General features: G+C 61.5%; 19 protein-coding genes. 10 read left to right on the top strand and 9 right to left on the bottom strand.

Translation table 11 applies throughout. The features are described from left to right. Positions 1-153 precede the first annotated feature (153 nt). Positions 154-432 (top strand): phosphorylase family protein, encoded by a 279-nt coding sequence (locus tag CKO42_RS00005; protein ID WP_420844246.1) that lies wholly within the window; start codon positions 154-156, stop codon positions 430-432. Between the two features lie 62 nt (positions 433-494). Next, positions 495-1,412: a hypothetical protein gene (locus CKO42_RS00010; protein WP_200236212.1), complete on the top strand. Its 918-nt coding sequence runs from the start codon at positions 495-497 to the stop codon at positions 1,410-1,412. Between the two features lie 197 nt (positions 1,413-1,609). Here CKO42_RS00010 and CKO42_RS00015 read toward each other — a convergent pair whose 3' ends face one another. The 3 genes from CKO42_RS00015 to CKO42_RS00025 all read right to left on the bottom strand — a co-directional run bounded on the left by CKO42_RS00015 (position 1,610) and on the right by CKO42_RS00025 (position 4,134). Continuing rightward, on the bottom strand, positions 1,610-2,776 hold the full coding sequence (locus CKO42_RS00015; RefSeq protein ID WP_200236215.1) for an ABC transporter permease: 1,167 nt from the start codon (positions 2,774-2,776) through the stop codon (positions 1,610-1,612). A gap of 21 nt (positions 2,777-2,797) precedes the next feature. After that, on the bottom strand, positions 2,798-3,685 hold the full coding sequence (locus tag CKO42_RS00020) for an ABC transporter ATP-binding protein (RefSeq protein WP_200236218.1): 888 nt from the start codon (positions 3,683-3,685) through the stop codon (positions 2,798-2,800). A 248-nt stretch (positions 3,686-3,933) separates the two neighbouring features. Then, a complete protein-coding gene (locus tag CKO42_RS00025) occupies positions 3,934-4,134 on the bottom strand; it encodes a YgaP family membrane protein (protein WP_200236221.1) in 201 nt (66 codons plus the stop codon). A 330-nt stretch (positions 4,135-4,464) separates the two neighbouring features. Between CKO42_RS00025 and CKO42_RS00030 the strand changes: the two genes are divergently transcribed. Next, a complete protein-coding gene (locus CKO42_RS00030; protein ID WP_200236224.1) occupies positions 4,465-5,592 on the top strand; it encodes a S1C family serine protease in 1,128 nt (375 codons plus the stop codon). A gap of 180 nt (positions 5,593-5,772) precedes the next feature. Here CKO42_RS00030 and CKO42_RS00035 read toward each other — a convergent pair whose 3' ends face one another. Both CKO42_RS00035 and CKO42_RS00040 read right to left on the bottom strand, forming a co-directional pair. Next, positions 5,773-6,036 (bottom strand): zinc ribbon domain-containing protein, encoded by a 264-nt coding sequence (locus CKO42_RS00035; RefSeq protein ID WP_200236227.1) that lies wholly within the window; start codon positions 6,034-6,036, stop codon positions 5,773-5,775. A 144-nt stretch (positions 6,037-6,180) separates the two neighbouring features. Then, positions 6,181-6,735 (bottom strand): protein disulfide oxidoreductase, encoded by a 555-nt coding sequence (locus CKO42_RS00040; RefSeq protein WP_200236230.1) that lies wholly within the window; start codon positions 6,733-6,735, stop codon positions 6,181-6,183. A gap of 270 nt (positions 6,736-7,005) precedes the next feature. Here CKO42_RS00040 and CKO42_RS00045 point away from each other — a divergent pair, with 270 nt between their 5' ends. Then, positions 7,006-7,695, top strand: coding sequence for a rhodanese-like domain-containing protein (locus tag CKO42_RS00045; protein WP_200236233.1), 690 nt, complete (start codon positions 7,006-7,008; stop codon positions 7,693-7,695). Here CKO42_RS00045 and CKO42_RS00050 read toward each other — a convergent pair. Both CKO42_RS00050 and cysG read right to left on the bottom strand, forming a co-directional pair. After that, positions 7,616-8,551, bottom strand: coding sequence for a substrate-binding periplasmic protein (locus tag CKO42_RS00050; protein WP_200236238.1), 936 nt, complete (start codon positions 8,549-8,551; stop codon positions 7,616-7,618). The two genes, CKO42_RS00045 and CKO42_RS00050, sit on opposite strands and share 80 nt — an antisense overlap. Before the next feature lie 15 nt (positions 8,552-8,566). Then, on the bottom strand, positions 8,567-9,994 hold the full coding sequence (gene cysG, locus CKO42_RS00055) for a siroheme synthase CysG (protein WP_200236241.1): 1,428 nt from the start codon (positions 9,992-9,994) through the stop codon (positions 8,567-8,569). Between the two features lie 237 nt (positions 9,995-10,231). On the opposite strand from cysG, the gene CKO42_RS00060 reads away from it, so the two are divergent. From CKO42_RS00060 to dsrE2, 3 genes are all read left to right on the top strand, one after another. Then, entirely contained in the window at positions 10,232-10,558 is a 327-nt protein-coding gene (locus CKO42_RS00060) for a rhodanese-like domain-containing protein (protein WP_200236244.1), read from the top strand. 176 nt (positions 10,559-10,734) lie between these two features. Continuing rightward, the gene (locus CKO42_RS00065) at positions 10,735-10,965 is read left to right on the top strand and encodes a sulfurtransferase TusA family protein (RefSeq protein ID WP_200236247.1); all 231 of its coding nucleotides are present in this window, start codon (positions 10,735-10,737) and stop codon (positions 10,963-10,965) included. A 63-nt stretch (positions 10,966-11,028) separates the two neighbouring features. Continuing rightward, positions 11,029-11,508: a sulfur carrier protein DsrE2 gene (dsrE2, locus tag CKO42_RS00070; RefSeq protein ID WP_200236251.1), complete on the top strand. Its 480-nt coding sequence runs from the start codon at positions 11,029-11,031 to the stop codon at positions 11,506-11,508. A gap of 246 nt (positions 11,509-11,754) precedes the next feature. Here the strand turns inward: dsrE2 and CKO42_RS00075 are convergent, their stop codons facing one another. Next, on the bottom strand, positions 11,755-13,071 hold the full coding sequence (locus CKO42_RS00075; protein WP_200236253.1) for an OmpP1/FadL family transporter: 1,317 nt from the start codon (positions 13,069-13,071) through the stop codon (positions 11,755-11,757). A 206-nt stretch (positions 13,072-13,277) separates the two neighbouring features. On the opposite strand from CKO42_RS00075, the gene CKO42_RS00080 reads away from it, so the two are divergent. The 3 genes from CKO42_RS00080 (at position 13,278) to CKO42_RS00090 (ending at position 15,848) form a co-directional block, all read left to right on the top strand. Continuing rightward, positions 13,278-14,183 (top strand): LysR family transcriptional regulator, encoded by a 906-nt coding sequence (locus tag CKO42_RS00080; RefSeq protein WP_200236256.1) that lies wholly within the window; start codon positions 13,278-13,280, stop codon positions 14,181-14,183. 63 nt (positions 14,184-14,246) lie between these two features. Continuing rightward, on the top strand, positions 14,247-14,669 hold the full coding sequence (locus CKO42_RS00085) for a hypothetical protein (protein WP_200236259.1): 423 nt from the start codon (positions 14,247-14,249) through the stop codon (positions 14,667-14,669). Positions 14,670-14,741: 72 nt separating this feature from the next. Continuing rightward, a complete protein-coding gene (locus CKO42_RS00090; RefSeq protein ID WP_200236262.1) occupies positions 14,742-15,848 on the top strand; it encodes an AI-2E family transporter in 1,107 nt (368 codons plus the stop codon). Positions 15,849-15,962: 114 nt separating this feature from the next. Here the strand turns inward: CKO42_RS00090 and CKO42_RS00095 are convergent, their stop codons facing one another. Then, entirely contained in the window at positions 15,963-17,402 is a 1,440-nt protein-coding gene (locus CKO42_RS00095; RefSeq protein WP_200236265.1) for a glutamate-cysteine ligase family protein, read from the bottom strand. Between the last annotated feature and the right edge of the window lie 23 nt (positions 17,403-17,425).

The following is a 17,425-nucleotide window of genomic DNA, read 5'->3' on the forward strand; positions in this document are numbered from 1 at the left end:
GCAATGGGGGCAGCAAACAGGTTCAAGTACCATAACTAAAGATCCCGAAAGTTTACCGTTAACAGTAGAATAGTATATAATTTTCTTTGATCAAAAAATATCACCGGTACAGATCAAGAACACTACCCGCTGCGTGATGGTGGAACCTATGCAGTGAGCCAAGGGCCTCGGCTTGAGACTGCAGCTGAAGTGCGCCGCATGGCCCGCGATGGCTGCGATCTCGTTGGTATGACAGCGATGCCGGAGGCAGCGCTCGCGCGCGAGCGCGATCTCGGCTACGCCACACTGGCGTTTGTCGTCAATTGGGGCGCTGGCCTCAGTGACGAAGCGATTACTATGGATGCGATCAACGCACAAATCGAGCGCTGCGCCGACGATATCGGACGCCTCTTGGCGATGCTTGCCGAGCAGCGTGCCGCGCCGGTTGGCTGAAGCGGCGCTCACTAGATCATTGTCCCCACACCCAACCCCAAACAACTTGCGGAGAAACGATGATGGCCGACGACCAGGAGCAAAACCCGGTGGAAAATGCTGAAAAGAACCCTGTGGAAGGCCAGGAGCAGGCAAAGCCTCGGATGGGCTTCTTGCCAAAAATGGTCCTTTGGAGTCTTGTGCTCCTCTTCGGATTCCTCTACCTCGGCTCTCTCGAGCGCAAGACTGGTGAGTCATTGATGCCGTTCTCTATGGGCGGCGGTGACCGTGAGGCACCAGCCGCTGCTGTGCCAGCAGCCGCAAGCGGTGCGGCCAGCGAGATAGCCAGCGCCGCTCCGTCTGCGCCCCCAACTCAGCCGGAGCAAACGGCTCCCGCCTCTGAGCCAAAGTCTCCCGCTGCTGCCAGCGCTCCGGCCGCGGCCGTGCCTGATGTGAGCAAGCAGGAGGCAGAGGCCTTTGCCCGGGCAGTGATGACGAAGAAGCCTGAATCGACCGCGACCTCTGTTTCAGCGCCGGCAGCAGCGCCTGCTGCACCGGCTCCGGTCGCTAGGCAAACCGCGCAGGCGCCTGCTGCACCGGCTCCAGTCGCTAGGCAGGCCGCGCAGTCGCCGGTCGCTCAGCCGTCCGAGCAGTCAGCGACGCCGAAGGCGCCAGCGACGACGGCCCCGGCTTCTGTTGACGCCAAAGCAGAGGTAGTAGCTGCTCCGAGTTCTAATGCTGCAGAGGCGCCCGCGAGCGCTGGCGACTGGGCAGCGAGGCGTCGAGCAGAGGCTGAGGCCTACTATGCTGAGCAGAGGCGGCAGGCTGAGGCGGCCGCGCGCCAGCGCTGGGAGGCGATGCAGCAGCGCATGCCGCCTGTGCCTTGGCAAGCTTCGCCGCCGGCCGCGATGCCTTATGGGGCTTACGGTCGTTGGCCAGCACCCGCGGCGCCTGGCTACTATCAGCGCCCGGCTGCGCCAGGCGGCTCTTCATCGAACTGAGTCCGGCTCGGAGGAGGGTGCGGAAACGTTCATGGCGCGCCGCGCCTGAAGATGACGTGATTGCTTCAGGTTTAGTGCTTTGGACGAGCCGCACCTTCTTGCACTGGCGCAGATCTAGCTTCCACTGGGGCTGAATCTCGTCGCCTATGCTGGATCTGAGCCTATTAGCCTAGCGTGCGCTGGCGCAGATCCAGCGCCTACTCCCAGCGGAAGAGCCTTGCTGCGATGGTGATTAGAATCGCTGCCATCGCTAGCAACAGGGCTAACTGCGGCGCGATGGCTATGAGGTCGGCGCCGTCAATCATGACCGCCCTCGCGCTTTCGACGAGATAGGTTAAGGGCATGAGGTGCGAGAGGGTTTGTGCTGCGGCGCTCGTGCCTTCCATCGAGAACCACACGCCCGAGAGCAAGAGCATGGGCCAGGACATCAGATTGAGCAGTCCATCGGCTAATTCTTCTGTGCGTAATCTGGCGGCAATGATCAGTCCCAAGCTGATCATGTTGAGTGCGCCTGCCACATAGATCAGGATGAGGGCGAGATAAGAGCCTCGCATCGGGAAATCGAGCAGCAGCATCGCGCCGGTGTAGACAACGAGGCTTGAGGCCAACACCACAATCAGCCGCGACAAGATCTGCGCGATCAGGAATTCGAGCGGGGTCAGCGGGGTTGCCTTGAGACGCCGCAGGACGCCGTTCTTGCGGTAGCGCACCACGACCCAGCCCACCCCCCAAAGGCTGGAGAACATCAGGTTCATCGCGAGCACGCCGGGCACGGCCCAATCGGCGTAGCTGAGTGCCTCGCCGCTTGCGGTCTCGCGCAGCGGCATCTCCGTTGCCTGTGGCCTTGCCGGTAGGCCGGAGGCGCTAGTCGCCACCGGTGCGCTGGCAAATGCGCCAAGCAGGAGGCGTTCGGCGATCGAGCCGTTCGCCGACTCAGGGTTGACCCAGTAGCGCACCGGCGCGGTTGAAGATGTCCGAGTATCGAGAAGAAGGTCGAGCTGATGTCGAGCGACTTTGGCAACGCCAGGGTCCTGCTCGGTGATTGGAACAAATTGAATGGTCTCGATTGAGAGGAAGTCGTCGATCCCGCGGCCGGCGGCTGATGAAATCGGCGCTGCGTCGTCGCCGAGTAGGCCGACCTTGAGCAGGGTTTGGCTGCCTGAGCCGAAGATGAACGCAAACGCGACAATCATCATGACCGGCATCAGGATATTCCAAATCAGGCCTGCGCTGTCGCGGTAGAACTCGCGGTTGCGAGCGACGAAGATCGCCTGGATGCGTTTCCAGCTCGGTGGGTTGAAGGCGGTGCGCTCGCTAGCCCGGTCCAGCCGAACAGTGGCAACTGGTTTCGTCGCAGGTTTCATCGCAGATTTCATCGAGAGAGCTCAGGCCCTAAGGCTGTGGCCGGTCAGTTTGAGGAAGAGATCCTCGAGGCTCGGGCGGTCGACGCGCAAATCGATCAGCGAGGCACCGTGTTGCTCCAGCTGTTCGAGCGCGGTTGGCACCTCGTCGACATAGATCTCGATGCTGGTGTCCCGGCGCTCAGCGTTTGCCGGCAGCGGCTCATCACTGGGCCAGGCGCTGCTGGGTAGTCGGAGGATTGCCGTCGGGAAATGCTCGCGAATCAGCGTGCTCGGCCGACCTTGAATGAGGATGCGGCCGTGGTCGACGATGGCGATCTCGTCACAGAGTCGCTCCGCCTCTTCCATGTAGTGGGTGGTGATGAGGATAGTTGTACCGCGCTCGCGGACGCGATCGATCAGCGCCCAGAAATTGCGCCGGGCCTGGGGGTCGAGGCCTGTGGTCGGCTCATCCAGAAACACTAGGGTTGGGTCATTCACCAAGGCGATGGCGAGCAGCAGGCGCTGGCGTTGGCCGCCCGAGAGCTTGCGCGTGTCGCGTGTGAGAATCTCTTGTAGATGGCAGAGCTGGATGAGCTCGTCGAGATCGGCGTGGCGTTGGTAGAGGGCCGCGAACATCGCCAGAGACTCGCGGACGGTTTGGAAATCTTGGAGCGAGGTCGCCTGGAACTGGATGCCGATCTGCTCGCGGAAATCGCGATCGAGTGGGCGGCCTCGGAACAGTACGCGGCCGCTTGTCGGTGGCTGGATGCCTTCAAGCATCTCGAGGGTGGTCGTCTTGCCAGCGCCGTTTGGCCCTAGAAGACCGAAGCACTGGCCAGGTCGGACCCCGAAGCTGATGTCGTCAACAGCGCGAACGCCTGGGAACTGCTTACCTAGCCCGTCTGCGGCGATGAGAAGATCGTCTGTCATCAGGTCATCAGGTCATCAGGTCATCAGGTCATCAGGTCAACGGTAGAGCTTTTAGCTTGAAGGTTGGAATAGCCAGTGAGGTGACGTGCATAGTCGAGTCGCGACGACAGACGATGAAGCACTTGTGTCAGGGTAACGTTTATCGCCCGCGCCCCATCCCGGAAGATGGGGCAATTCCTTCACGGTCAGCGGCCACGAAGTGGGCGCAAGCGCCTCAGTGGCCTCGGGCCGTCGCACCGTCGACAGCCTTATTCCTTGTCGTTCTTGGTGGTGTCGATGCCGAGCGGCATATAGGCCGCGCAAGTGCCGAAGTAGGCGGTGCCGAGCAGGATGAGTCCGACTAGGCCCAGCCACCAAGGACCGCCGAGGATGCTGATCAGGACGAGGATGCCGGCGGCGGCGTATCGAATGTTGCGATCGGTCTGGCCGACGTTTTTGACGAGGTTCATAGGAAGCTCCAAAGGCTGGATGGGTTTGGATGATAACGCTAGCGGCTGCGCCCTGGTCGATCGCTGGGTCGCGGCTGTCTTAGCGTGGCTACAAGTAAGATGGGGACGATGGCGTTTGGTTTCTCCCGCATCGGGACCGATGCCGAGGACCATGCCTGTGATAGCGCAGTCGACTGCTGTCCAGCGACCGCGTGAATCTAAAGTATACGGGTAGGCTGAGCGGGTGGGCGTTGCGATTGGACAATGGATGCGGGGAATCCACGACCTGTGCCCGCTAGACTGGCTATCCTGGTCGTTTTCCCCGCCGTGATAGTCCCTTCGAGCGTCGTCATGCACGGATTCCAGTTGTCCCGCGCCCTGTTTTGGTCGGTGATCGCTTTTCTTGCGCTGCTCGCGTTCCGGCCCTGGATCGATGGTTGGCTGATCGAGCGCGCGGCGGTGCCTAGGCCTGTCACAGCGCGTGGTGATCTGGCGGCCGATGAGGAATCGACGATTGCGATCTTCGATGCGGTCAGCCCGTCGGTGGTCTTCATCACCACCACCGAGGAGCTGGTCAACCCTTGGGCGCGCGATCCGAATGTCGTGCGCCGCGGAACCGGTTCCGGCTTCGTCTGGGACGGCCAGCGGCATATCGTGACCAACTGGCATGTCATCGCTGAGGCGAGCGCAGCCTGGGTGCGTTTGGCCGATCAGCGCCACTTCCGCGCTGAGTTGATCGGAAAGAGTCCGGCTCATGATCTGGCCGTGCTCAGGATCAGTGGTGCATGGCAGGCGCCCGAACCAATACCGATTGGCCGCAGTGCCGATCTGCGGGTTGGCCAGAAGGTGTTCGCGATTGGCAACCCGTTCGGATTAGATTACAGCTTGACCAGCGGCGTGGTCTCGGCCCTTGACCGCGCCATCTACAACGAACGATCCGGTGAGATCCGCGGCCTGATCCAGACCGATGCGGCGATCAACCCAGGAAACTCGGGTGGCCCCTTGATCGATAGCGCTGGGCGCCTGATCGGCATCAACTCGGCAATCTTCAGCACCTCGGGCACCTTTAGCGGCATCGGTTTTGCTGTGCCTGTGGATACCATCAACCGGGTTGTGCCACAGTTGATCGCTCGAGGGCGTTATATCCGTCCGCGCATCGGCATCACGGCCGACGATGCCGTAAGCCGACCGATTCTGAGGCAGCTTGGACTCGAGGGTGTTTTGGTACTGGGTGTCGGGCCAGGCTCGCCGGCCGATATCGTCGGACTGGTTGAGACCCGAGTCAGCCCAACAGGCGAGATCATGCCTGGTGATATCATCCAACGGGTGGATGGGCAGCCGGTCGCTGAGATGGCGGATCTGATCGATATCCTCGAGGGTTACCAGGTGGGTGATCGAGTGACGCTCTCCATCATCCGAGATGGCCGCCCCCTGGAGGTGGCGATCCATCTTGGGGGTGAATCAGTCCGCTGGGATTAAGCTGCCCTCTCCAACGGGCGTTCGGCCGATCGCGTTGACGCCACTCCGCGCTTCATCGTCCGGGGTGGCGAGGCGCTCTTTACGTTACCGTGAAACAAGCGCCTCACCACTGTCCCGGGTAGCGAGGCGCTCTTTCTCTTCAGGCGCCGCGCTTCGGCTGAGGAGTCAGGCGCTCGAGCGTCAGTCGAAGCCGCAGACGCCGGTCGGGCAACAGCCGCCGGCACCACAGGCCGGTGCGGGTGCGCTACCGCTACCGAGTGCGCTGCTCGAGATCAGGTTGCCGCCGGTGGCCATGCGACTGACCGGGGTCGACGCGGGCGTATCGCCGCAGGGGATCGCTGCGCGCTCACAGAGCTCTCCCCAGGTACTGATGGTCTCGCTCATTCGATGGCTCACCTCAACGACGCGGTCATTGGTGTCACAACGATAGTCGTAGGTTGGCATGGTGGGGTTCTCCATATATCGATGTTTGCTGATATACCCAAGATTATACCAATCCGAGGGCGAACAGCGACCTGTCTCATCAGCGCAGGTTGGCGTCTCCTAGAGGCTGTCTAGAAAGCTAGCTAGACCCTAGCTAGATGCCAGCTAGACGCCGATCTCGGCGAGCCAGAGCCTGACGCGCAGTCCGAGGCCAGTGGTGTAGCCGACGCGTCGAAAGCGGATTCGGCCATTGCGGTCGATGATGAAGCTTGCGGGCACCGCCTGAACGCCCCACTGCTGGGCGATCTCGCCGCTGGGGTCAGCAATCACGCGCAGATCCAGCGCTCGCTCGCTGAGGTAGCGGCTGATCTCTTCTTCAGTGCCGGATTGCATCGCGACCGTCATCACCTGGTAACGCTTCGCGAGCGCCTCGATGCTGCCCTCCTCAAGCTTGCAGATTGGGCACCAGCTGGCCCAGAAGTGGATCAAGGTTGGCCTCTCCAGCGGTGGACTCAGGTTGATCTGCTCAATCGTATCGATTGCGCGACCGCTGAGCGCCGGAGCCATTCCTTCGGCGAGCGGTCTTGCTTTGTACCAGTGCACAGCGGCGAGCACGAGGAGGACGATCGCGCCTTCGAGCCCCCATCGGCGTAAGCGTTGGCCCCAGCGGCGCTTGCGCTCGCCGTTTGGCGACTTGCTGTTCGTAGGTGACGCACGCATGGTTATCCGCTTGATCGTTTGGTCATCGTTTTGTCATCGCTTGGTGATCGCTTGGTGATCGCTTGGTGATCGCTTGGTGATCGCTTGGTGATCGCTTGGTGATCGCCTGGTGATCGCCTGGTGATCGTCTTGTCGACAGTCACGAATCGAGAGTCACGATGCGAGGCGCATTCGCAGTGTGCCTCTTGAGCTGACTGGGCTGCGCTGAGAGCGGTTCGGCTGTGATCAAGCGTTTGCGTCTGCCGTTTCGACCTGCAGAGAGGTGTCTTTATGCCATTGTCAGTTGTATTGCTCATGATGCTCGTCTTGCTCAGTCCCTGGTCCGCGCAGGCCGCGGAACCCAGTGAGGGGCTCTTCGACCTCGATGCACTCGAGGTCAAGATTGCGCCAGATCTGCCCTATATCGAGCTTCTTGAGGGTGACGAGACGGTGCTACTGATGCGCCATCAAGACCCTGGTCATACCATCCGGCCGCCGTTTGAGAAGACATCCCGACCTTGCCCGCCCTATTGTGTGCAGCCGATGCAGTTGGCGCCTGGCGTTGAGACCATCGGCGAGCTCGAGCTCATCGACTATCTGCAGCGCGCTGCGGGCGAGCTCAGTGATGTGCTGGTGATCGACTCGCGAACGCCGGACTGGTTTGCGCGTGGGACGATTCCGGGTGCTCTGAATATTCCCTACACGCAGCTCGACCCGGCGCATGCCAAGCCAGCGCAGATTGCTGAGCTCTTGCAGCTTGAATTCGGCGCTGTTACGGCTGATGGGCTTTGGGATTTCGATCACGTCAAGACCCTGGTGTTCTTCTGCAATGGCGCCTGGTGTGGTCAATCGCCGACCAACATCAAGGCGCTGCTCGGTTTCGGCTTTCCGGCACACAAGCTCAAGTGGTATCGCGGTGGCATGCAGGCCTGGGAACAGCTCGGCCTGACCACGGTGAGTCGGGCCCCTGATGCTGACTGAACCGATCCTTGATCCGAATCTGGATCGGTATCCAACGCCGAATGATGCGCTCGAGCTCGCCAGAGCGGCGCCAGGCGTCGATGGCCCGGTTGAGATCGCGACGCAACTGGGCATCCTCGGTACGCGTGATGAATCTCCATTTTTCAGTGGAGATCGGTTGAAAGACGGCGGTGAGCGCGGTTTCTTCAGGGTCGGCGGCAAGTGACCAGGCGGTTGTCGCCTCATGGATAAAGACGGCGATCTCGCCATGACGGAGTGCGGCAAGACCCGCGTTGGCCTCTGCAAACGGAACCCGTTCCGCGCGCGGTAGTTGTGCTTGTACGAGCCTGGCGCCGAGGCTCCCGCGCTGATAGCCAACTCGCTCGTTGGTGAGCTTGAGGTCGATGAGGCGGGGGAAACGGGCTAGGTCGTCGGTGCGAATGATCGCCATCTGGCCGCTGTCGAGCACTGACTCACTGGTCGCGAGCCCAAGCGCGGCGAGTTCGTCACGCGGCAGCGCAGAGAGCGCGACGTCGACGCGGCCACCGCGGAGGGCGTCTATCAACCGAGGCTCCGGTAAGGCGTGGAGATTGAGCTCGAGCTCGAGCGCTGCGGCCAAGGCGCGGGCGAGGTCGATCTCGAGTCCCTTGACGACACCACCTTGCTTGAACGCGAGTGGTGGGCGCTCGATGGTGACCGCGAAGGCGATCGTTGTCAGGGACGTTGCCGCAGCCAGATCCTGGCTCAGGAGCAGGAGTAAGACGCAGAGTGCCGGTGCTACCCGTGGCGCGCTCCGGCGGCGCCACAGGTCTGCAGTAGTGGTTGGCTGGCTGGGCTCCCGGTTGCAGGCGCGCTGCGCTGTGCTGGCGGCACCCATCGCTCGTCAGTGCGCTCAGTCGCCGGGCAGTATTGGGGTCGTCGCACCCTGTTCTGGATCAGGTTCGGTGTTAAACCAGGCCAGCTTTTCGCGCAGGCGCACAACCTCACCGACGATGACCAGGGTCGGTGGCTGCGGTGGGTCATGCTCGACCTCGGCCAGGATCGTGGCCAGGGTGCCGACATAGACCTTCTGCATGTGCGTGGTGCCTTGCTGGACCAGCGCGACGGGCATCTCGGGCGCGACGCCGTGCTCGATCAGTTTGTCGATGATCTGCGGCAGGCCGACGAGGCCCATGTAGAAGACGACGGTCTGATTCGGCTGTGCGAGCTGCGGCCAGTTGAGGTCGATGCTGTGGTCCTTGAGGTGACCGGTGACGAAGGTGACTGACTGGGCGTAGTCGCGATGGGTCAAGGGAATGCCGCCGTAGCAGGCGCAGCCATTCGCCGCAGTGATGCCGGGTACGACTTGGAACGGCACGCCTTCGGCCGCCAAGGTGTCGATCTCCTCGCCGCCGCGGCCAAAGATGAAGGGATCGCCGCCCTTGAGTCGCAGCACCCGGTGGCCCTCTTTGGCGAGTCGTGCGAGCAGCCGATTGATCTCCTCTTGGCGCATCGTGTGCTGGTTGCGCTGCTTGCCGACGTAGATGTGCTCGGCGTCGCGGCGCACCATGTCGATGATCGGCTTGGCGACTAGGCGATCGTAGACGACCACATCTGCTTGCTGCATCAAGCGCAGCGCGCGAAACGTGAGCAGGTCGGGATCACCTGGCCCTGCGCCGACCAAATAGACCTCGCCGGTGCTTGGTCGGGTGCCGGACTCGAGCTCCCGTTCCATCGCGACCTTGGCTTCCTCCAAGTGGCCGGAGAAGATGCGCTCGGCGACACCACCCTGCAGCACTCGGTCCCAGAAGCGCCGGCGGTCGCGCTGCTGTTCGAAACGTGCCTTGACCTTGTCCCGATAGTCGGCGCAGAGCTCAGCCAAGCGGCCGTAACCGGCCGGGACCAAGGACTCGAGCCGCGCACGGATCATGCGGGCGAGTACCGGTGATGCGCTGCCAGTCGAGACCGCGACCACGACTGGCGAGCGGTCGATGACCGACGGCATGATGAAGGTGCAGTCTTCGGGCTGATCGGCGACGTTGACCGGGATGTTGCGGGCGTTTGCAAGCTCGGCAATACGTCGGTTGACGTCGCGGTCGTCGGTCGCGGCGATCACCAGACGCATGCCGTCGATGTCGCTGTCGGTGAAGGTCCGGGCATGAAAGCGGATCTCGGCTTGTTCGATGCGCGCGCGAAATTCTTCGCTGAGCGTTGGCGCCACGACGATGACCTGAGCGCCGGCGCGCCTGAGGTTGTCGAGCTTGCGCAATGCGATCGGCCCGCCACCCACGACCAGGCAGGGCTTGCTTTTGATATCGAGGAAGATGGGGAGATGTTCCATCGCTGACGCTGCCTCTGAAGGCGAATCTGTAGTTCTCTAGCCGGCCGGTTTGTACAACCTAAGCGGGCCTAGCGGGCCGGGTCTGCTGGGCCGAGCACTGGAATCAGCGGCCAAGCAGACCCAAGATCATACGCCTCGCCTGAGGCGCTGGGGCAAGATTGCCCGCACAAGAGCGGCGACGCGTCTTGATTGAGCATGTTAATATACTGAAATACTTGGTCATTGGGTAGTCTAACCTTGGTCACAGAGATCGATTCCGAAACCCTGAAGTCGCGTCTGAGCAACGGCGATGACGTCGTGCTGGTCGATGTGCGCACGCCGGCAGAGGTGGCGCAAGGTGCGTTGCCAAATGCGATCCACATCCCGATGGCGGTGATCCCCGTGCGTGCCGCGGAGCTGCCCCGAGATCGTGATCTGGTGATCTACTGTCGCAGTGGCGCGCGCTCATATCACACTTGTCAATTCCTTGCCCAGCAGGGTTTTGATAACGCCTTCAACCTGCGCGGCGGCATCATCGCTTGGGCCCGTCACGGCTACGAGATTGGCCAGATCAACGCTGGTTGAATGACCGCGAGTGGCCCCGCTTGGGGATCAAGTGGGCGCCGCTCATGTTGCCTTTTTGTCCGGTTTCGGCTAAAAATCAGAAGCTTCGTTTGTGCTGAAATACTAAAGCGTAAGCGTGGGTCTTGAGCTGAGACGGCTCGTCCAATTTTCTAAACACAGAGTGTGAGGTGTATCCGATGGCAGACTTCAATCAAGAGCTCGACGCCAGTGGTCTCAACTGCCCGCTGCCGATCCTGCGCGCGAAGAAAACGCTCAACGGCATGGAGGCTGGCGAGATTCTGCATGTGATCGCGACCGATCCAGGCTCCGTCAAAGACTTTGATGCCTTCTCCAAGCAGACCGGCAATGAGCTGATGGAGTCGAAGGAAGACGGCGGCAAGTTCCACTTCATGATCAAGAAGAACTGACCTCCGCCACACCCCTTACAACACAACAGGGGCTCGGCGAACGGGCTCCACTGGGAGGAAACGATGGACGAAAAGAAACTGGCCATCATCGCCACCAAGGGCTCGCTCGATTGGGCCTATCCGCCTTTCATTCTGGCGTCGACCGCGTCGGCCCTCGGCTATGAGACGCAGATCTTCTTCACCTTCTACGGTCTGCAGCTGTTGAAGAAGAAGCTCGAGCTGCAAGTCACGCCGCTCGGCAATCCGGGGATGCCCATGCCGATGGGGATGGACAAGTGGTTTCCGATCCTTGGTATGACCCTGCCAGGTATGCAGGGCATGATGACCAAGATGATGAAGCAGAAGATGAAGGACAAGGGCGTCGCCAGCGTCGAGGAGCTGCGCGAGCTTTGTCAGGAGGCGGAGGTGAAGTTGATCGCCTGCCAGATGACCGTCGATCTGTTCGATATGGATTCCTCGCAGTTTATCGACGGCGTTGAGTACGCTGGCGCCGCGGCCTTCTTCGAGTTCGCGGGCGAGAGCGATATCTGCCTGTATATCTGACGACAGCGGCGCTCGGTACTCGAGCGAGGCGCTGGTTATCGCGTAAGGGGGCGGTCTCGGTTGCTCCCCGGCCGATTCGCCAGGCGGTCCTGATGCCACGGGCGTCTGTCACAACGCCTTCTCTTGCATATCCCCCCTGCCGATAGGTCAAAAAAAGGGCCGCTCATGGATGGGCGGCCTTAAAAATGCGCGGCGAGGTTTGCGCGCTTAGGGGGACTGGTTTGTCGTGCTGTTGGCCCGTGTTGATCAGAAGGCGTCGAATGACTTACTCACCTCGAGCCCGATCAGATGTGCATTGGCTTCGTAGTCGCCATTGATGGCGTCAGTGCCGTTGATGTCGCTGCCACCAAGGTAAGGCTTGGCGCTGCGATAGTTGCGGTCTAGGAACATCACGTACATGTAGCCGGCCTCGAGCTGCCATCCATCGCCCAGGCTATGGCCAACGCCGATGCCGAATAGGTGTCGATCGTTATCTGGCACGCGGGCGCTGAAATGGGCATCGCCCTGAGGTGTCTCGTCGAAGGAGTAGCCGAAGCGCAGTTGTGTCTGCTCTTGCAGTTGATAGGTCATGCCAAGCCGATAGGCATTGGCGTCATCCCAGTCGTTCACATCCGCGAAGAGTGTGGCGCCGTTAAGATCGCCCTTGACCTGGATCTCTTCGAAGCTGCTCCAGCCGGTCCGCGTCCAGTCGAACTCGACTGCGAGCGCTGGTGTCAGCTCGTAGCGGGCGCCGAGCTGTAAGCGCCAGGGCAGGTCGAGGTCGAGTTCTGCGGTTTGGCTCGGCTGCAGGGCGCCAATCAACACCATCGTCGGGTTGAGGGCGCTGTAGCTGCCGTCGACCTTAATGGTGCTGCTCGAGTGGAAGTTGATTCCGGCGCTGAAGGGGCCTTTTGCGTAGAGTGCGCTGAGATTGAAACCGAGGCCGATGCCGTCACCCTCGAGCTGGGTGATTGATGAATTCAGTGTGGCCGATTTTGCCCAATAGATGTCGGCGCCAAGCGCGACGGCCAACTCATCCGAGATGGCATAGGTGACGGTCGGCGTGAAGTCGATGATCTCAAGGTTGCTCTGAGTCGGCTGCGGGCTCGCCGGTACGCTGCCGCCCGGTCCCAATGGCGGTGGCGGCAGTTGGATGCTGCCTGTCAGCGGCGGGAAGGTTTCGGTTTTCCAGCGGGTCTCAAGGCCAAAGGGTGCGTTGACGCTGAGCCCGGCCGACCAGCGCTCATTGATTCGAATCGCGGCCTGGATCATCGGCGCGACAAGCCAATCGGCGCCCGCGCTGTCGTGGCTGCCGCTCGCGTTATCGACCGAGAACGTCGGCCCGATCAGCAGGCTTCCGGCCGATAGCCAGGACTGGTCGTGAAAGGCGATGGCGGCGGGGTTGTAAGGAACAGCGCCACGCTCGACCGGGTTGGCGACAAGCGCGTTGGCCGTGGCGATGCCTGCGGTCGAGAGTTCGGGGACGGCAAATCCGGATGCCGTTGCGCTCGAAGAAAGGCATCCGCCGAGGATGGCACCGGAGATGGCAAGCGCCGACAAATGGCCGTTGTGAAATACATACATCTGGCGTGACTCCTCAGACCACTGCATGGCTAGTATGGTGTTTTGCTAGCCTTTATTGTTGGTGTTGTGAATATACACCCGGCTGTTGCAAAAAGCCAGGTTTGTTGTATATCCGCTGTTGCTGGCGCTAAAGACGCGCGTGCGACGGGCTAGCACGGGACGCCTGTGCTATAAGAGCAGACGCTGAAGACGGCTTCGAGGAGACCATGGCAGACCGCAGACTGCAGGTGTTTCATACGGTGGCGCGTCTGATGAGCTTCACCAAGGCGGCCGATGCGTTACACATGACGCAGCCGGCGGTGACCTTCCAGGTCAGACAGCTTGAGGAGCAGTTCAATACTCGGCTGTTCGACCGGGGGCGCAATCGGATCAGCCTCACGGCTGCTGGCGCCCGGGTGTTCGAGTACGCAGATCGCATCTTTGGGCTCTATGCCGAGATGGAGCAGGGCGTGCGTGAGCTCACAGGCGACATCAGTGGCGCACTCACCATTGGTGCGAGCACCACCATCGCTGAGTACATGCTGCCGACCCTGCTCGGCGACTTCAAAAAGCGCTATCCGGAGATTGGCATCCATCTCAAGGTCTCGAACAGTGAGGGCATCGTGTCGCTGGTCGAGCGTAATGCCATCGATCTGGGGGTGGTCGAGTCGCCTGTCGCGAATCGTCACCTGGTAGTCGAGACTTGCAAACAAGACGAGCTGGTTGCAATCGTCCCCACAGGGCACGACCTCGCGACCGGGGCGTGCGTCGCCTGTCGTCGTGTGCTCGAGTATCCCTTCATCTGCCGCGAGGAAGGCTCAGGGACGCGCGAGGTCATCAACGATTATCTCGACGAAATGGTCGGTGGCACGGGGGGGCTCAAGGTGGCCATGGAGCTGGGCAGCCCAGAGGCTGTGAAAGGTGCGGTTGAGGCCGGGATGGGGGTTTCGATTGTTTCCAAGGTGACGGTTCAGAAGGAACTCAAGCTTGGCACACTGGTCGCCTTGCGTCTCGAGCCACCTCTGTTCCGTCCGCTTTCGTTTGTCCATCAGAAGCACAAGTTCAGGATTCGCGTGATGGAGGAGTTGCTCGAATTCGCACGCGCCTACTGTAAAAGCAATACGACGCAGTGATGGCTCAGCATGACCGACTGACGGCACAGCATGACGCACTGATGGCATGGGCGAGAGGCTGAAATGATCCCAATGGAGCGCGCATCGCCGCATGAGCGGCGACTGCTGAAGATTCTGCGTGCCCTCGATGTCCAAGATCGAGCCACACTGATCGCCTTCGCTGAATTCCTGATGGCCGGCGGGGCGGCCGGTGCGGACTCGGTTGCGGGAGGCCTCGAGCGCACCCCGGCCCCGCCTGAGCCGCAGCATGAGCCACGTCCGACGCAAGAGAGCGTGGTGGCGGCCATCAAACGGCTGCGCCGGGTCTATCCGATGCTTGATGCCGGTGAGATGTTGCATGAAACCTCCGCGCTGATGGCGACCCATCTCCTTCAAGGGCGTGATGCTGCTGAGGTCATCGACGATCTCGAGGTCTTGTTCGTGAGTCGCTATCAGGCCCGACTTCCCAGGACCCCGGAGGCGCCGCTCGCCGACGATGATGCCTAGCCTCTGCACCTGCGTGATCGTTGTGCTTCCGATGCGGTATTCTGACTGACCTTAACTTCACCACCGATGCCCATGCGAGCGCTGAACCGCTGGCTGAGTCGTTACTTCTCCGACCCCCAGATCCTCTTTCTCGTCTCAGCACTGTTCGTGCTGTTTGCGATCCTGTTGTTTTTCGGCAGGATGCTCACGCCAGTGCTTGCCAGTATCGTGATTGCCTACCTCCTAGAAGGCCTCGTCGGTCTCTTGGAGCGCCAACGCTGGCCGCGTTGGGCGGCGGTGTCGGTGGTGTTCGCCTTGTTCATGCTGTTTGTGGTGTCGATGCTGCTAGGCGTATTGCCATCGGTCTCTCGCCAGATCCGCGACCTCGTTCAGCAACTCCCTAACATGCTCGCCTATGGCCAGCAGGTGTTGATGCAGTTGCCCGAGCGTTATCCGGATCTGATCACCAGCGCGCAGATTGCTGAGCTGATCAACAGTATCCGCCGCGATATCGCCGGGCTTGGGCAGCAGTTGTTGTCATTGTCACTGTCGTCGGTGGTCGGCGTGATCACGCTGCTCGTCTATCTGATCCTGATGCCCCTGTTGGTGTTTTTCTTCCTCAAGGACAAGGAGTTGATCTTTGCCTGGTTTCGGCGCTGGCTGCCTCGTCACCGGGCCATTGCTGGCGATGTTTGGAAAAAGGTCGATCGGCAGATCTCAAACTATGTTCGTGGCAAGGTCTGGGAGATCCTGATCGTCTGGGTGGTGAGCTTCGTGACCTTCTCTTTGTTTGGTCTGAACTACGCCCTGTTGCTCTCGGTGCTGGTTGGGCTGTCGGTGATCATTCCTTATATCGGTGCCTCCATCGTGACCATCCCGGTGGTGTTGATCGCTTGGTTTCAGTGGGGCTGGGGGCCAGCCTTCATCTGGCTGACCGTCTCCTACATCATCATCCAGGCGCTGGATGGCAATGTGCTGGTGCCCTTATTGTTCTCAGAGGTGGTGGATCTGCATCCGGTGGCGATCATCGTCGCAATCCTGGTCTTCGGGGGTATTTGGGGTTTTTGGGGGGTGTTCTTTGCCATCCCGCTGGCGACCTTGGTGCAGGCGATCCTGAGTGCGCTACCGCGGCATCTTGATGCTGAGCGTGCCAAGGGCGAAACCACCGATTCAGCCCTCGAGCAGGGTCCATCCACCTAGCGCATCTTTGATCGGGGCCTGTTTGCGTCTCGTCTGTTGCGTCTCATGCGTTGCGTGTTGTCTGTTGCGTTTCATGCGGCGTGGCTTAGTCCGTAGTGTTTCGCACAGCCTCGATCAGTCCAGCGTCCATTCATGCACCGGCTTGCCGGTGGCCTGATGCGCGAGATAGGCCTCGGTGAGCGCGGCCATGTCTGGCCCGTGCCTGGCGACCCAGGCGCGCTGCCAAGCGGCGCCGGTGCGGCGCGTGGCTGCGCGGGCTTCGATCACGCCGAGCCAGCGGTCGATCTCGTCTCGATCGATGCCAAGCGCGTTCAGGCCACGGCGTGCCTTGGGCAGGATGTGTTGGCGAATCAGCTGGTGGATTGGCATCCGCGCTGGATGGTCGTACCAGGGGATCTCGGCATTCAGCCCCTTCTGAGCGGCGAGATAGAAGTTGATCCGCGCCTGATTAAACGGCAGCGAGTGTTCTGGCGGTCTTAGCTCGCTGGCGAGGGCCTGCACCGCGCCGCAATAGAAGGCGGCATCGGCGATGTTGTCGATCGTCGAGGGCCCGGCCGCGACCACGCGATGCTCCATGCGCAGATGCGGGCATTGCTCGCCGCTCGGGCCGCTGTCGAAGCCGATCAGCGGCCGATTCCAACGCCAGATGGTGCCATTGTGCAGCCTGAGATGCGCCAGCCGTTCCACGGGCTCGTCCATCAGATGCGGCAGGAGTACCGGATAGCGTGTGATATTGGAGCGGAAGCACTCCATCACCGAGTGCTCTGCATAGCGGATGCCGAAGCCGACCCGCTCGCGTAATGGGCTGTCGCCCACCGAGACCGCCTGCTCGAACAGCGGGATACGCGTCTCGCACCAGAGCTCACGGCCGAACAGATAGGGCGAGTTGGCGCCGATTGCGACCGTGATCGCGGCCAGCAGCTTGGAGGCGTTGAACACGCGGGCCGACTCCGCGGCACCGATCTTGAAGTGAATCTGGAACGAGGTTGCCGCTGATTCGAGCATCACGTCGGGCTGTTCGATGAACACCGGTCGCTCGCCCTCGATCTCGAGTCGGATCGGCTCGCCATCGCGCAGGCGCAGGATCTGCTCGTTGAGGGCGCGATAGCGCGGCCGCGGTGTCATCTGCGCCGGGACCAGATGATCCGGGCGTACCGTGGGCAGGATGCCGATGGTGCCGACCTGGGCGTTGAGTGTCGCGGCTGCCGCATGGCAGCGGGTCAGGGTACGCTCGAGTTCAGCATGCAGCCGGCTAAACGGCTTGCCGCCGAGGGGCTCGGGCGTGCTATTCAGCTCGAGGTTGAAGCGTGCGAGCTCGGGGACGATGAGCGGATCTTGCAGCTGCTCGAGGAAGGCTTCGATGATGGGCGCCGGGGCCTGATGGCGGCGATCGATGAGCCAGGCCTCGAGCTCAAAGCCGGTTGCGCGCGGGCCGTCGGCGAAGGCATCCTCAGCAAACCAGCGTTCGAGCAGCGCGGTCTCGGCCTGCAGGCGCGCTTCGAACTCGCGGAAGTCGGCCTGGGTGAATGCGTGATGCTGGATGTCCTGGCCCATCGCGATACAGTGCCTCCAGTGGG

The organism is Lamprobacter modestohalophilus (genome assembly GCF_016583905.1).
Taxonomy (GTDB): domain Bacteria; phylum Pseudomonadota; class Gammaproteobacteria; order Chromatiales; family Chromatiaceae; genus Lamprobacter; species Lamprobacter modestohalophilus.